Consider the following 12,775-nt stretch of genomic DNA (forward strand, 5'->3'; position numbering starts at 1 on the left):
TTCGTGGCGACCTGCTGACGGTATTTTTCCAACCAAGATGCGGAAATATAAGGGAAATACCGGCTCGAAAGCGCCCAATTTCAGCTCGCTCCAGCGTGAGGGGATTTTACCGTGCTTACCGATGCTGCACTCAAGAATTTTAGACCGAAATCAAAAGCTTACAAGAGTACCGACAGGGACGGCTTGTACGCCTATGTTTCGCCCGGTGGCGCGATCTCCTTCCGGTACGACTATCGCTTCAACGGCCGACGCGAGACGCTCACGCTTGGGCGTTACGGACGCGGCGGGTTGAGCCTAGGGTCAGGACTCATAGCCAGAACAGGATGGTTGCGGCGAGGGCTATGGCGGAGAGGAAGACGGTCGGGCAGCGATCATAGCGCGTGGCGACGCGCCGCCAGTCCTTCAGCCTGCCGAACATGATTTCGATCCGGTTTCGCCGCTTGTAGCGGCGCTTGTCGAACGGATGGGGTCGGTCCGGGATTTGCGGCCAGGGATGCAGGGCGTGACGCCCTTGGCCTGCAAGGCGTCCCTGAACCAGTCCGCATCATAGCCCCGATCACCGAGCAGCCACTGAGCTGGGGGAAGACTGTCCAGCAGGGCGGCGGCGCCGGTGTAGTCGCTGACCTGGCCAGCGGTCACGAACAGGCTGATGGGGCGTCCGTTGGCATCGGTCACGGCATGAAGCTTGGTGTTCATGCCGCCCTTGGGGCGTCCGATCAGCCGCCCGAGGCCCCCTTTTTCACCCGCAGGCTCGAAGCCGTGCGGTGCGCCTTGAGGTATGTCGCGTCGATCATGACCGTACGACGCTCGGCCTGAGCGCCGGACAGACCCTCCATCATCCGAACGAAGACGCCGGCCTCGCTCCATCGCTTCCAGCGATTGTAGAGGGTCTTGTGAGGCCCATAGGCCGCCGGGGCATCCCGCCAGCGCAGGCCGTTGCGATTGACGAAGATGATCCCGCTCAACACCCGACGGTCATCCACCCTGGGCCTGCCGTGGCTCTTGGGGAAGAAGGGTTCCAGCCGAGCCATCTGCTCGTCCGTCAGCCAATACAGGTCACTCATATCCAGACTCCTCAGGAGCCTGAATCAGATCGAGCCTCTTGGATCAATGGGTCCTGAGCCTAGGCTCAATCGACATTCGAGCTACAGCCGTCATTCCGTGGCGTCCGAAGGATGAACTCGGAACCCAGGGCGCGCATCCCACGTCGGGTGCGTGCAACGGGGCGAGCGTAGCCCTGGATTCCGAGTTCTTCGCTTCGCTCGGCCCCTATAGATCGAATGTCGATTGGTCTTAAGACCTCAGACGGCGCGCCAGGTTTGAAGCGGGCGCACGGTGGCGCAGGCCGGGCCGTCGTCCTTGGCGCGACCGGGCAGGACGACTTCCAGGACATGACCCTGACGCGCCTGGGCCAGAAGGTCGGCGGAAATGTCGTGGATGTCGATTTTAGCGCGGCGGCTCCAGGCGCTGTCGTGCTGGCCAGCCGAGGTTCCGATGGCGATATAGACGAACCGCCGCACCGGTCCCTCGCGCCGCACGAAAGGACCCGTCGGACGCCCGTCATCTGACAGGGTGATCGGGACATCGAACTGGATCGGACCGTCGCCGGCGATGCGCGGCCCGACCGGCGTGTTCGCCCTGTCCTGCAGGCTGTAGGCGACGCCCGCGACCGGATCGGCGATGGTCAGACGCAGGGTGATTTCGGCGCCGGTCATGATGTCAGTCCCCGTGATCGACCCGATGCCGCCCATGCACCATGCGCACGAAGGGCAGGGGGCGGTTCGGCTGGGCCAGCCGCTCGGCCAGTTCTCCCAGCACGAACCGGGTGATGGCCGGCAGGTCCAGCGCTCGCGCCTGGTCCAGCGGCAGCCACGCGATCTCGTCCAGTTCGCCCGATCCGGCCGTCGGCTGGGGCGTCAGCAGCGCCTCGGCCGGCGCCATGAAGAACCGGGCGTCGAACCGGCGCGTGCGTCCCGGCGGGGTAATGGCGCGCGCGATGTAGGACAGGACCGACAGATCAGGCAGGGCGCCCGCCTGGCGATACTCGCGCCATGGCCCGGCGACAGATGTGCTTGGCGCGGACCGGCCCAGGATCAGCCCCGTCTCCTCGAACGTTTCGCGCACCGCCGTCAGGGCCAGGGCGCGGGCGCGCCGCGCCGGCAGTTCGTTCTCCAGCCGCCGGGCGACGTCCGACGACAGATCGCCCGTTGCGGCGGCGGTGAAGTCGCTGCGGTCGATCCGCCCGCCCGGAAACACCCATTTCGAAGCCATGAACACATGCCCCGGCGCGCGGCGCCCCATCAGCACCTCGGGCTGGTCGCCGCCCCGCGTCAGGATCAGGGTCGCGGCGTCCTTGGGCCTCTGACGCGCTCCTGAGGCGCGCGGGGCGTCACGCAGGTCCTGAGCGGCGTCGAAGGGTTGATCGCTCATTCCGCCGGGATGAGCGGATGTTCGGGTCATTTCCGCTTTCCCTTCCTCACCCCCTTCAGGCCGCCGGAGGGTTTGGCGCCGTTGCGGGGCTTGGGGCCGCCGGGGCGGTTCTTGCCGAGCATCGGCGGGCCGTCGCCGCCCCGTCCCCTGATGCCATACCGGGGCGCCGGGGCGTTGGGATCGCGGGGCTCGGGCTCGCTCAGCATTTCGAACACCAGTCCGCCGGTGACGGGGGTGGCCTCGCGCAGCTTGACCTCGACCATCCGGCCCAAGGTGAACCGTTTGCCGGTGCGCTCGCCGACCAGGGCGTGGGCGCGGTCGTCGTGGGTGAAATATTCGCTGCCGAGCGTCGAGACGGGCACCAGGCCGTCCGCGCCCGTGTCCTCCAGTCGGATGAACAGGCCGAACCGGGTGACGCCGGTGATGCGCCCCTTGAAGGTCGCGCCGACATGCTCCTCCAGATAGGCGGCGATGTAGCGGTCCATGGCGTCGCGCTCGGCGGCCATGGAGCGGCGCTCGGTCGTCGTCACCTGTTCGGCGATGGCGGGCAGTTCGGCGATCTCCCGATCCGTCAGCCCGTCCTTGCCAAGGCCCAGCGCACGGATCAGGCCGCGATGCACGATCAGGTCGGAATAGCGCCGGATCGGCGAGGTGAAGTGGGCGTAGCGGTCCAGGTTCAGACCGAAGTGGCCGACGTTCTCAGGGCTGTAGATGGCCTGCATCTGGGTGCGCAGGACGACCTCGTTGACGACGTCGGCGTGTTCGGTGTCGCGCGTCTCGTCCAGCAGCTTGTTGAACCGTTTGGTCGTGCCCGGCTCGCCCTTGTTCCACGGCTTGCCGATGGTCGACAGGAAGTCGGCCAGGTTGAAGAACTTCTCCTGACTGGGCGCGTCGTGGATGCGGTAGATCAGCGGCGTCTTCTTCTGCTCCAGCGTCTCGGCGGCGCAGACGTTGGCCTGGATCATCATCTCTTCGATCAGCCGGTGCGCCTCCAGCGACGCGCGCTTCTCGATGGAGGCGATGCCCCCATCCGGGGCCATGCGGATGCGGCGTTCGGCCGATTCGATCTGCAGCGGGCTGCGTTTCAGCCGGCCTTTCAGCATGGCGTGATAGGCGTTCCACAGCGGATAGAGGATGGCCTCCATGATCGGGCCGGTCGCGTCGTCCGGTTCCCCGTCTATGGCCGCCTGCGCCTGTTCGTAGCTGAGCTTGGCGTGGGACCGCATCAAACCGCGCACGAACCTGTGGCCGGTCTTGCGGCCCTCCTTGTCGAAGACCATCCGCACGGCCAGGCAGGCGCGGTTCTCGCCCTCCTTCAGGCTGCACAGACCGTTCGACAGCACCTCCGGCAGCATCGGCTCGACGCGGTCGGGGAAATAGGTCGAATTGCCCTTGTCGCGCGCCTCGCGGTCCAACTGCGAGCCGGGCCGGACATAGGCGGCGACATCGGCGATGGCGACCCAGACGATCCAGCCGCCGGGGTTCTTGGGGTCTTCGTCGCGGGCGGCATAGACGGCGTCGTCGTGGTCGCGCGCATCGGCGGGGTCGATGGTGATGAAGGGAACCTCGCGCAGGTCCTCTCGGCCCTTCAGCGTCGGCAGTTCCTGATCCTCGGCCTCACGCTCCACCGCCTCGGAGAAGCCGGTCGGGACGCCGTGGGCATGAATGGCGATCAGGGAGGCGGCGCGGGGATCGTCCTCCTTGCCGATATACTCCAGAATCTTGCCGCGCTTGGGACCATAGCGGTGGTCGCCTTTTTCGACGGCGGCCAGCACCAGATCGCCGTCGCGTAAGGTCCCGGACTGGGCCTGGGGCACCAGCAGCACGTCCTTGGAGCGACGGTCGACCGGCTCGACGCGGGTCTCGCGCGCCGATTTGCGGATGACGCCCAGGACGCGGTTGGTCCCCACGTCCAGCTTCTTGATCAGCCGCGCCTCCCAGCCGTCGTCGGTGCGGAAGAATTTCACCAGCAGGCGGTCGCCAAGACCCGGAGCGGGGCCGGAGCGTCCGCGGTCGGGCATCAGCAGGGCGCGCGGGGCGTCGTCGCCGGCCTCGACCAGACGCACATAATATTCGCCGTCGACGTCGCGTTCGACGACATCGGCGACGCCCACGGGGGGCAGGGCGCCGGCTTCGGTGAAGCCCTTGCGGCCGCGCTTGCCCAGTCGGCCCTCGGCCTCCAGTTCGCGGATCATTTCGCGAAGGGCCCGGCGGTCGCCGCCCTTCAGCCCGAAATGGCGGGCGATATCGGTCTTCTCGGCCGATCCGGCTTCGCGCAAGAAGGCGACGAGGGTGTCTTTGTCGGGGAGACCGGCGGGCGGTCTCTTGGGTGATTTGGTCATTAGGTCTTTACGTAGCGCGGAACCGCGCGTTTGGGTCAAATCTTGCGTGATTTGACCGGGTGAATGTGGGGCTTCAGCTTTCGCCGATCCCGAATGGAGTTTTCGATGTCCCTCAACGCCCCCGCCCTGAGCGCGACTGTCTCGTCGCCGCTGGATCTGATCGGCAAGACGCCGATGGTGGAGGTGACGAAGATCGACACCGGCCCGTGCCGCCTGCTGCTCAAGCTGGAGTCCCAGAACCCCGGCGGCTCGATCAAGGACCGGATCGCGGTGGAGATGCTGGACGCGGCTGAGCGGGAGGGCTGGCTGAAGGAGGGCGGCACCATCGTCGAGGCGACGGCCGGCAACACGGGCCTGGCCCTGACGCTGGTGGGCCGGGCGCGAGATTATAAGGTGCTTTTGGTCATCCCGGACAAGATGTCCAAGGAAAAAATCCAGCATCTCAGGGCCATGGGCGCCGATGTCCGCCTGACCCGTTCGGACGTGCCGCACGGCCACCCGGAATATTACACCGACATGGCCGAGCGCCTGGCCCAGGCCATTCCCGGGGCCTATTACGTCAATCAGTTCGCCAACCAGTCGAACGCCGAGGCCCATGTGAAGACGACGGGGCCGGAAATCTGGGAACAGACGGGCGGCGACATCGACGCCTTTGTCGCCGGCATCGGCTCGGGCGGCACCATCACCGGCGTCGCCCGCTATCTGAAGAGCGTGGGATCGAAGGCCGAAATCATCCTGGCCGATCCGGTCGGCTCGACCCTGGCGGGCATCGTCAACGACGGCGTGCCGGGGCCGGAGGGCGGCTATACGGTCGAGGGCATCGGCCAGAACTTCGTGCCCGACACGGCGGACATGAGCCTGATCGACAGGGCCTATTCGATCCCCGACGCCGAGGCCATCGCCACGGCGCGCGAGCTGTTGCTGAAGGAAGGCATACTGGCGGGTTCGTCGTCCGGCACGCTGATCGCGACGGCCCTCCGTTGGTGCCGCGAACAGACGGAGGCCAAGACCTGCGTCACCTTCGTCTGCGACACCGGCGCCAAATATCTGTCGAAGGTCTATAACGACGCCTGGCTGGCCGATCAGGGGCTGGGCGAGCGCGAAATCCACGGCGACCTGTCGGACCTGATCAACCGCAAATACGAGAAGGGCGACGTGATCGTCGCCGGCCCCGGCGACACGCTGGACACGGCCTTCAAGCGGATGAAGGGCGCCGATGTGTCCCAACTGCCGATCATCGAGGACGGCCGCCTGGTCGGCATCCTGGACGAAAGCGACCTGATCCAGGTGATGAACACCGACGAGATCACGCGCAAGGAACGGTTCGCCAAGCCGGTGTCCTCGGCCATGACGCGCGATCTCGACACGGTTCAGGTCAAGGAGCCGCTGGACGCCCTGATCCCCGTCTTCGACCGCGACCGCGTGGCCATCGTGCTGGACGGCGAAACCTTCGTCGGCCTGATCACCCGCACCGACCTGATCAACCACCTGAGCCTGAACCGGTAAGGTCATGAGCGACAAGAAGAACAGCCAGGGTTTCTCGACCCGCGCCATCCATGCCGGACAGCGTCCTGATCCCACCACGGGCGCAGTGATGACGCCGATCTACGCCACCTCGACCTACGCCCAGGAAAGCCCTGGGGTGAACAAGGGCTATGAGTATGCGCGGGGCAAGAATCCGACGCGCGAGGCGTTCGAGGCCTGTGTCGCCGATCTGGAGGGCGGCACGCACGGCTTCGGCTTCGGCTCGGGCATGGCGGCGACCTCGACGGCGCTGGAGTTGCTGGACGCGGGCGATCATGTCGTGACCGGCGACGACCTGTACGGCGGCTCGTGGCGGCTGTTCGAGCGGGTGCGACGGCGCTCGATGGGGCTGGACTTCGCCTATGTGGACCTGAGCGACATCACAGCGGTCGAGGCGGCGATCACGCCCAAGACCAAGATGCTGTGGGTCGAGACGCCGACCAATCCGCTGATGAAGCTGGCCGACATCGCCGCCCTGTCGAAGGTGGCCAAGGCGCACGGCCTCTTGCTGATTGTCGACAACACCTTCGCCACCCCCTTCTGCCAGCAGCCGCTGAGCCTGGGCGCGGACGTGGTCATGCACTCGGCGACCAAATATCTGAACGGTCATTCGGACATCATCGGCGGGGTGCTGGTCACGGGCGACGCCGATCTGGCGACGCGTATCAAGTTCCTGCAGAACTCGGTCGGCGGGGTCATGGGGCCGTTCGACGCCTTCCTGGCCAATCGCGGGCTGAAGACCCTGGCGCTGCGGATGAAGGCGCACTGCGAAAACGCTCTGACCATCGCCCGCTGGCTGGAGACGCGGGCGGGGATCGCCAAGGTCATCTATCCCGGCCTGATCGCCCACCCGCAGCATGATCTGGCCGCGCGCCAGATGCACGGCGGGTTCGGCGGCATGGTGACGGTGATCCTGGACGGCGATCTGGAGCGCACCAAGCGCGTGCTGGAGCGGGTTCAGGTCTTCACCCTGGCGGAATCGCTGGGCGGGGTCGAAAGCCTGGTCAACCACCCGGCCATCATGACCCACGCCAGCGTCCCGAAAGAGGTGCGCGAGGCGGGCGGCGTGACCGATAACCTGATCCGGCTGTCGGTCGGCGTTGAGGATGTTCAGGACCTGATCGCCGACCTGGACCAGGCCCTGGGTTGACCGCCGAAGGGGTCAGAAGCCGAAGCTGACCTTGGCCACCAGGGCGTCTTCATACTGTTCGCCGAAGGTATGGGCGTCGGTGTCGTAGTAGCGCAGATCAAGGTCCAGCGCGTCGGTCAGGGCGTAGGTCACGCCGGCGTTCCAGCCGGTATAGTCCGGCGCATTGTTCTGCTCGCGCCGGCCGAGGGCGACCGAACCCCTGAGCTTCGGATCGAAAGTCCAGCCAAGCCGGCCCTCGATCCAGGTGAAGGCCCTGGCGGCGCCCACCTGATCCGGCGAGTACTGGACCTGAAGGCGCGCCTTGGCCGGGCCGATGGCGCGGCTGACGTTGCCGGTCACTTCCCAGGTGTCGTCGTCATAGCCGGGGTTGGCGTCGATCCGGTATTTGTAGGCCAGATTGACGTCGAACTGATAGCCGAAGGCCTCGGGCTGATAGCCGGCGGTCAGGATGGTCTCGAGGTTCGAGCCGCCGCCCTGGATGGTCTGGACGCTGGGCATGACGTAGAACAGGCCGTCGCCGCTCTCCCAGGTCGCCGAGCCGTAGGCGTAGCCGTCGTTGCCCGACTTGGACGCGTCCTTGGAGCGGTTGTCCGTTCCGGCGCCGACCTCGAACGACCAGGAACCGCCCGATTGGGCGAAGGCGGCGGCGGGGGCGGCGGCGACCAGCATGGCGGCGATCGTCAGGGAACGGAACATTGGAAACCTCGAAAATGATTTCCTCCATCTAGGGACGCTTTCTGTCGAAATCCTTACAGGCGGCTGAAAATTCGTCCGAGAGCCGACGAACCAGCTCTGCGGTCGGCAATACGTCGTGGATGGCGCCCGCGCCTTGTCCTGCGGACCAGACGGTCTTCCAGGCCTTGGCCTCGTCGCCCATGTCCAGCTTGTGATCGGGCAGGTGTTTGGGGTCGATGCCGTTGTCGATCAGCGACTTGCTCATGAAGTTGGCCGGGATGCCCGACACGGCCGGCGTATGGACGATGTCGGTCGCGCCGCTGTCCATGATCATCTGCTTGTAGGCCGGGACGGCCATCGCCTCGGTCGTGTTGATGAAGCGGGTGCCCATATAGGCGAAGTCGGCCCCCAGCATCAGGGCGGCGGCCACGTCCTGACCGGTCGAGATCGCGCCCGACAGGATGATGGTCCCGTCGAAGAAGCTGCGCACCTCATTGACCAAAGCAAACGGGTTGATGATCCCCGCATGGCCGCCCGCGCCGTTGGCGACCAGGATCAGCCCGTCCACGCCCGCCTCGGCCGCCTTTCGCGCATGTCGGATGTTGGCGATGTCGTGAAAGACCTGACCGCCATAGCCATGCACGGCGTCCACCACGTCGCGCACCGCGCCCAGGGAGGTGATGATCAGCGGCACCTTCTCCTCGACCGACACCGTCAGGTCTGCCATCAGCCGGGGATTGGTCGGGTGGACGATGTGATTGACGCCGAAGGCGGCGGCCTCGGGTTTCAGGCGGCTGCGAATCTCATGAATCCATTCCCGATAGCCCTCTGTCGTGCGCTGGTTCAGGGACGGGAAGGTGCCGATGACGCCGGCGTTGCACGCCTCGACCACCAGGTCCGGGCCGGACACGAGGAACATCGGCGCCGAAATGACCGGCAGGGTCAGGCCCTTTTGCAGCGAAGCGGGAATGGCCACGAGCGTCTCCTTGGTTTTCTTTCGCTACGCTTAGCGGGATGTCGCCGGGGAAGGCAAATGGTCCGGCGTCGCGGCGCCGGATGGGCAAAAACAGAGTCCGAACAGTCCGAAGAGTCCAACCAGTCCGAACAGTCCGACAGGCGGGACGCGCGAGGCGGCATTCTAAGGCCGTTTGCGACCGGGGCGCGCAGATGGGCGGTCGTTTTGGACAAGCTTTGGAAAAGGCGAGACAGTTTTCGCGGCTTTGGGCGTGCTGACTGATCTGCCCCCGGCGGGGGAGGATTTTCAAGCGGGGCGCAAGGGCCTAAATGGCACCCATGACCCACTATACCGAAGGCCTCAGCCAACTCGGCGCCCAGACCGCCGCCCCGACCAGTCCGGAAGAGGCGGTGCTGGAGCGGGTGCCCAATCCCCAGGCCGACACCCTGTATCTGGCGCGCTTCACGGCGCCCGAGTTCACCAGCCTGTGCCCTGTGACGGGCCAGCCCGACTTCGCCCATCTGGTCATCGACTATGCACCGGGCGATTGGCTGGTCGAAAGCAAGAGTCTGAAGCTGTACCTGACCAGTTTCCGCAACCACGGCGCCTTCCACGAGGACTGCACCGTCGCCATCGGCCGCCGCCTGGCCGACCTGTTGGCCCCGAAATGGCTGCGGATCGGCGGCTACTGGTATCCGCGCGGCGGCATCCCCATCGACGTCTTCTGGCAGACGGGCGCCCCGCCCGAGGGGCTGTGGCTGCCGGACCAGGGCGTGCCCACCTATCGCGGGCGGGGGTGAGTGAAAATAATAAAGCCGGTTCTCGAAGGAACCGGCTTTATTGGAATTATGCCTCCGAAGAGGCGTGGGGCAGCGGGCCCCCGCGGCCGAAACCGTGCTTCCTATATAGGCCGTGGGTCTTCGACGATCAAGCCCTATGGCTAGGAGCGGGGGGAGGCGGATACGCCCTTTTGAAGGAAGGGACTCAGTACCTGGAAAACCCTTCGGCTGATTTGCTCGATATCTTCCGGGTCGAGGGTGAACGGCTTGCGGACCTGATTGGCGGCGTTGCGGAGTTGGCGAAGGCGACCTGCAGAAACGGCGTAGATGTGGTCGCAGACGGCCCACGATTCATCAGCCGTTTGTTCGTTGGGATTGTGCTTGAGCTTGTACCCGTGCGGACTCGAGGATTGATCACGCTTCGTCAAAGGCACCACAAGCGAGGCGTCGCTCAGCTTGGCGGATTTGATCACCACGACAAGGTGTTCCGAATCGAACTCGGGGATGAGATTCGTATGCGAAAAATCGCACCAGTAGACTTCGCCTACCCGTGTGCCGCTTTTGAGAGTGGTCGTGGGCAGTCTCTTAGGCTTGGCGGGAGGGGGCGTGCGTTGCGAAAGAGCATCCTTGACGCTCTGGCTTGCAGACAGCGTTCCTGCCTTCCTGGGATTGTTCATGAAACAATCCTGGATGATATTTGGGTGGGCCACAATGGCTGACAAGCGCCTCCCGCTCGAAGCCTGGGGCCGTCGTCTGATGACGCGGGCGGAGGCGTGGGCGGATGGGTCGTGGGCGCGGCGCCAGGCCTATGAGTTCCTGTGGTTCGGGCTGAAGCAGGGGTGGCGTGTCTGTTCGGGGGGCTGATGCTGGCCCTGATCGTGGGGACATGGCAGGTGTGGCCCGACGATGCGGCGGTGTCGCGTTACGACTTTCTGGTCGTCGGGGCGGTTCTGATCCAGGCGGCGATGCTGGCCTTCCGGCTGGAGAGTTGGGAGGAGGCGCGGGTCATCTTCCTGTTCCACGTCGCCGGCACGATCATGGAGCTGTTCAAGACCGCGCACGGGTCGTGGGTCTATCCCGAGGACAGTCTGCTGCGGATCGGGGCGGTGCCGCTGTTCTCGGGCTTCATGTATGCGGCGGTGGGCAGCTATATCGCGCGGGTGCAGCGCATCTTCCACATCCGGGTGCGGCACTATCCGCCGCTTTGGACGACCTGGGTGCTGGCGGCGGCCATCTACGTCAACTTCTTCGCCCATCACTGGCTGCCGGACGTGCGCATCGCGCTGTTCGCGGGGACGGCGCTGCTGTTCGGGCGGGGCTGGTTCTATTTCACGGCGGATCGGACGCGGCGGTCGATGCCGCTGCTGTTGGGGTATTTCCTGGTGGCCCTGTTCATCTGGTTCGCCGAAAACCTGGGCACGCTGGGGCGGGCCTGGGTCTATCCGGGGCAGGCGGCCGGCTGGGAGATGGTGTCTCTGGCCAAGCTGGGCAGCTGGTTCCTGCTGATGATCATCTCGGTGGTGCTGGTGTCGATCGTGCACCGTCCCGAGCCGGAGGTCAGCGCCCCTGAAGCGCGCCGCGCATGACGGCTGAGCGACGGACCAGCCGCGCCTTCACCAGCCGATAGACCACCGCCACGACCAGGATGGCCAGGGCCACGCCGCCCAGCAGCAGGGTCGTGCCGTGCGCCTCGGTCAGCAGCTCCATCCGCGCCAATCCCTGCGCGGCCAGATAGCCGGGCGCCAGCATGGCCAGGACCCAGACGATCCCGGACGCGACATTGCCGAACTGGAAGGCGCGCTGGCGCATCCGGAGCATGCCCAGCGTCAGGGGCACGAAGGCGCGCAAGGGGCCGAAGAAGCGGCCGACGAAGATCGACAGCACGCCGTAGCGACGGCAGTACAGCCGGGTCCAGGCGATGCGGCGGCGGTGCGGCTTGAACATCGGGCGCTGAAGGAAGCGCACGCCCAGCCGGCGTCCGGCCCAGAAGCTGATGGCGTCGCCCAGGACGGCCCCGACGATGCAGCCGACGATGACGTTGACCGGATCCAGCACCCCCGCCGCCATCAGGCCGCCGGCCGCGATCAGCAAGCCGGTGGCGGGCACGAAGGCGCCGATGACCGCCAGGGATTCGACGAAGACGACCAGGCCCAGAAGGACGCCGGCCCACATATGATGGCGGGCGATGAAGTCGCCAGCAGCTTGCAACGCGGATTCCATACGGATGGCCTTGGGGAGAAAGGCGGCGCCGGTCGAGGGTGAACCGACGGGAAGCGACCTTATGCCGCCGTCTTACGGCAGGCGTGTGACCTTGGCCGACATTTCCGGGCGGGGTCGCTCCAGCGGCGGTTCGGCCAGGGTGCCGATGTGGATGAAGCCGGCGATGCGTTCGTCTTCGCCCACGCCGAACAGGGCGGCGCCTTGGGGATCGTAGCTGTACCAGTCTGTGATCCAGCTGGCGGAATAGCCGAAGCCGCCGGCGGCGTGCTCCAGGTTCATGCAGACGGCGCCGGCCGACAATTCCTGCTCCCAGATCGGCTTGGAGTCGGGGACGGGCGCGGAGACGACCAGGACGGTGACGGGGGCGGCGGTCAGCTTGGCCAGGACGGCCTGATCCTTGGCCGGCTTGTCGCGCAGCTCGGCCAGGACGGTCAGTTTTTCGGCGATCCGGGCGCGGCTTTGCGGGCCCAGCACGACGAACCGCCAGGGAAACAGCTTGCCATGGTCGGGGGTGCGGGCGCCCAGCGTCAGGATCCGGTCCAGTTCCGCCTCGGACGGGCCGGGGGCGATCAGGGCCTGGGCCGGGGCCGAACGGCGGGTCGCCAGCCGGTCCAGAAACGCGGGCGAGGGGACGGGCAGGGGCAGGGCGTCGGTCAGGTCGGTCATGGGGCCTAGCTAGGCTTTCGCCCTCGCATCCGCC

12 protein-coding genes and 2 pseudogenes are annotated in these 12,775 nt (G+C 66.2%); 5 read left to right on the plus strand and 9 right to left on the minus strand.

Annotation, left to right across the window (positions count from 1 at the left end):
- Positions 1 to 111 precede the first annotated feature (111 nt).
- A complete protein-coding gene (locus ACWPV3_RS09000; RefSeq protein WP_453977649.1) occupies positions 112 to 420 on the plus strand; it encodes an Arm DNA-binding domain-containing protein in 309 nt (102 codons plus the stop codon).
- Here the strand turns inward: ACWPV3_RS09000 and ACWPV3_RS09005 are convergent.
- The 4 genes and pseudogenes from ACWPV3_RS09005 to rnr all read right to left on the minus strand — a co-directional run bounded on the left by ACWPV3_RS09005 (position 308) and on the right by rnr (position 4,772).
- Positions 308 to 1,064 (minus strand): annotated as a pseudogene (locus ACWPV3_RS09005) (IS5 family transposase). The gene ACWPV3_RS09000 and the pseudogene ACWPV3_RS09005 overlap by 113 nt on opposite strands.
- Positions 1,065 to 1,301: 237 nt before the next feature.
- Positions 1,302 to 1,715, minus strand: coding sequence for a DUF5990 family protein (locus ACWPV3_RS09010; RefSeq protein ID WP_453977650.1), 414 nt, complete (start codon positions 1,713 to 1,715; stop codon positions 1,302 to 1,304).
- A gap of 4 nt (positions 1,716 to 1,719) precedes the next feature.
- Positions 1,720 to 2,460: an NUDIX hydrolase gene (locus ACWPV3_RS09015; protein WP_453977651.1), complete on the minus strand. Its 741-nt coding sequence runs from the start codon at positions 2,458 to 2,460 to the stop codon at positions 1,720 to 1,722.
- On the minus strand, positions 2,457 to 4,772 hold the full coding sequence (gene rnr / locus ACWPV3_RS09020) for a ribonuclease R (RefSeq protein WP_453977652.1): 2,316 nt from the start codon (positions 4,770 to 4,772) through the stop codon (positions 2,457 to 2,459). Before rnr ends, ACWPV3_RS09015 begins: the two co-directional genes overlap by 4 nt.
- 105 nt (positions 4,773 to 4,877) lie before the next feature.
- Between rnr and ACWPV3_RS09025 the strand changes: the two genes are divergently transcribed.
- Positions 4,878 to 6,278 carry a pyridoxal-phosphate dependent enzyme gene (locus tag ACWPV3_RS09025; protein WP_453977653.1) on the plus strand — a complete coding sequence of 467 codons (1,401 nt, stop codon included), beginning with the start codon at positions 4,878 to 4,880 and terminating at the stop codon, positions 6,276 to 6,278.
- A gap of 4 nt (positions 6,279 to 6,282) precedes the next feature.
- A complete protein-coding gene (locus tag ACWPV3_RS09030; RefSeq protein WP_453977654.1) occupies positions 6,283 to 7,446 on the plus strand; it encodes a cystathionine gamma-synthase in 1,164 nt (387 codons plus the stop codon).
- 12 nt (positions 7,447 to 7,458) lie between these two features.
- Here ACWPV3_RS09030 and ACWPV3_RS09035 read toward each other — a convergent pair whose 3' ends face one another.
- Both ACWPV3_RS09035 and ACWPV3_RS09040 read right to left on the minus strand, forming a co-directional pair.
- Positions 7,459 to 8,142: a porin gene (locus ACWPV3_RS09035; protein ID WP_453977655.1), complete on the minus strand. Its 684-nt coding sequence runs from the start codon at positions 8,140 to 8,142 to the stop codon at positions 7,459 to 7,461.
- Between the two features lie 28 nt (positions 8,143 to 8,170).
- Positions 8,171 to 9,097: an NAD(P)H-dependent flavin oxidoreductase gene (locus ACWPV3_RS09040; protein ID WP_292086026.1), complete on the minus strand. Its 927-nt coding sequence runs from the start codon at positions 9,095 to 9,097 to the stop codon at positions 8,171 to 8,173.
- A gap of 317 nt (positions 9,098 to 9,414) precedes the next feature.
- Between ACWPV3_RS09040 and queF the strand changes: the two genes are divergently transcribed.
- Positions 9,415 to 9,876, plus strand: a complete 462-nt coding sequence (queF, locus tag ACWPV3_RS09045; RefSeq protein WP_312734603.1) for a preQ(1) synthase — start codon at positions 9,415 to 9,417, stop codon at positions 9,874 to 9,876.
- A 140-nt stretch (positions 9,877 to 10,016) separates the two neighbouring features.
- On the opposite strand, the gene ACWPV3_RS09050 is transcribed toward queF, so the two are convergent.
- Positions 10,017 to 10,532: a type II toxin-antitoxin system PemK/MazF family toxin gene (locus tag ACWPV3_RS09050; RefSeq protein ID WP_453977656.1), complete on the minus strand. Its 516-nt coding sequence runs from the start codon at positions 10,530 to 10,532 to the stop codon at positions 10,017 to 10,019.
- Positions 10,533 to 10,611: 79 nt separating this feature from the next.
- Here ACWPV3_RS09050 and ACWPV3_RS09055 point away from each other — a divergent pair.
- Positions 10,612 to 11,441 (plus strand): annotated as a pseudogene (locus ACWPV3_RS09055) (DUF817 domain-containing protein).
- On the opposite strand, the gene ACWPV3_RS09060 reads toward ACWPV3_RS09055, so the two are convergent.
- Both ACWPV3_RS09060 and ACWPV3_RS09065 read right to left on the minus strand, forming a co-directional pair.
- Complete coding sequence (locus ACWPV3_RS09060; protein ID WP_453977657.1) at positions 11,413 to 12,075, minus strand: DedA family protein; 663 nt, start codon at positions 12,073 to 12,075, stop codon at positions 11,413 to 11,415. The pseudogene ACWPV3_RS09055 and the gene ACWPV3_RS09060 sit on opposite strands and share 29 nt — an antisense overlap.
- Positions 12,076 to 12,147: 72 nt before the next feature.
- Positions 12,148 to 12,741, minus strand: coding sequence for a nitroreductase family protein (locus tag ACWPV3_RS09065; RefSeq protein ID WP_453977658.1), 594 nt, complete (start codon positions 12,739 to 12,741; stop codon positions 12,148 to 12,150).
- Positions 12,742 to 12,775 lie beyond the last annotated feature (34 nt).

The sequence above is a fragment of the Brevundimonas sp. Marseille-Q4549 genome (assembly GCF_976940555.1).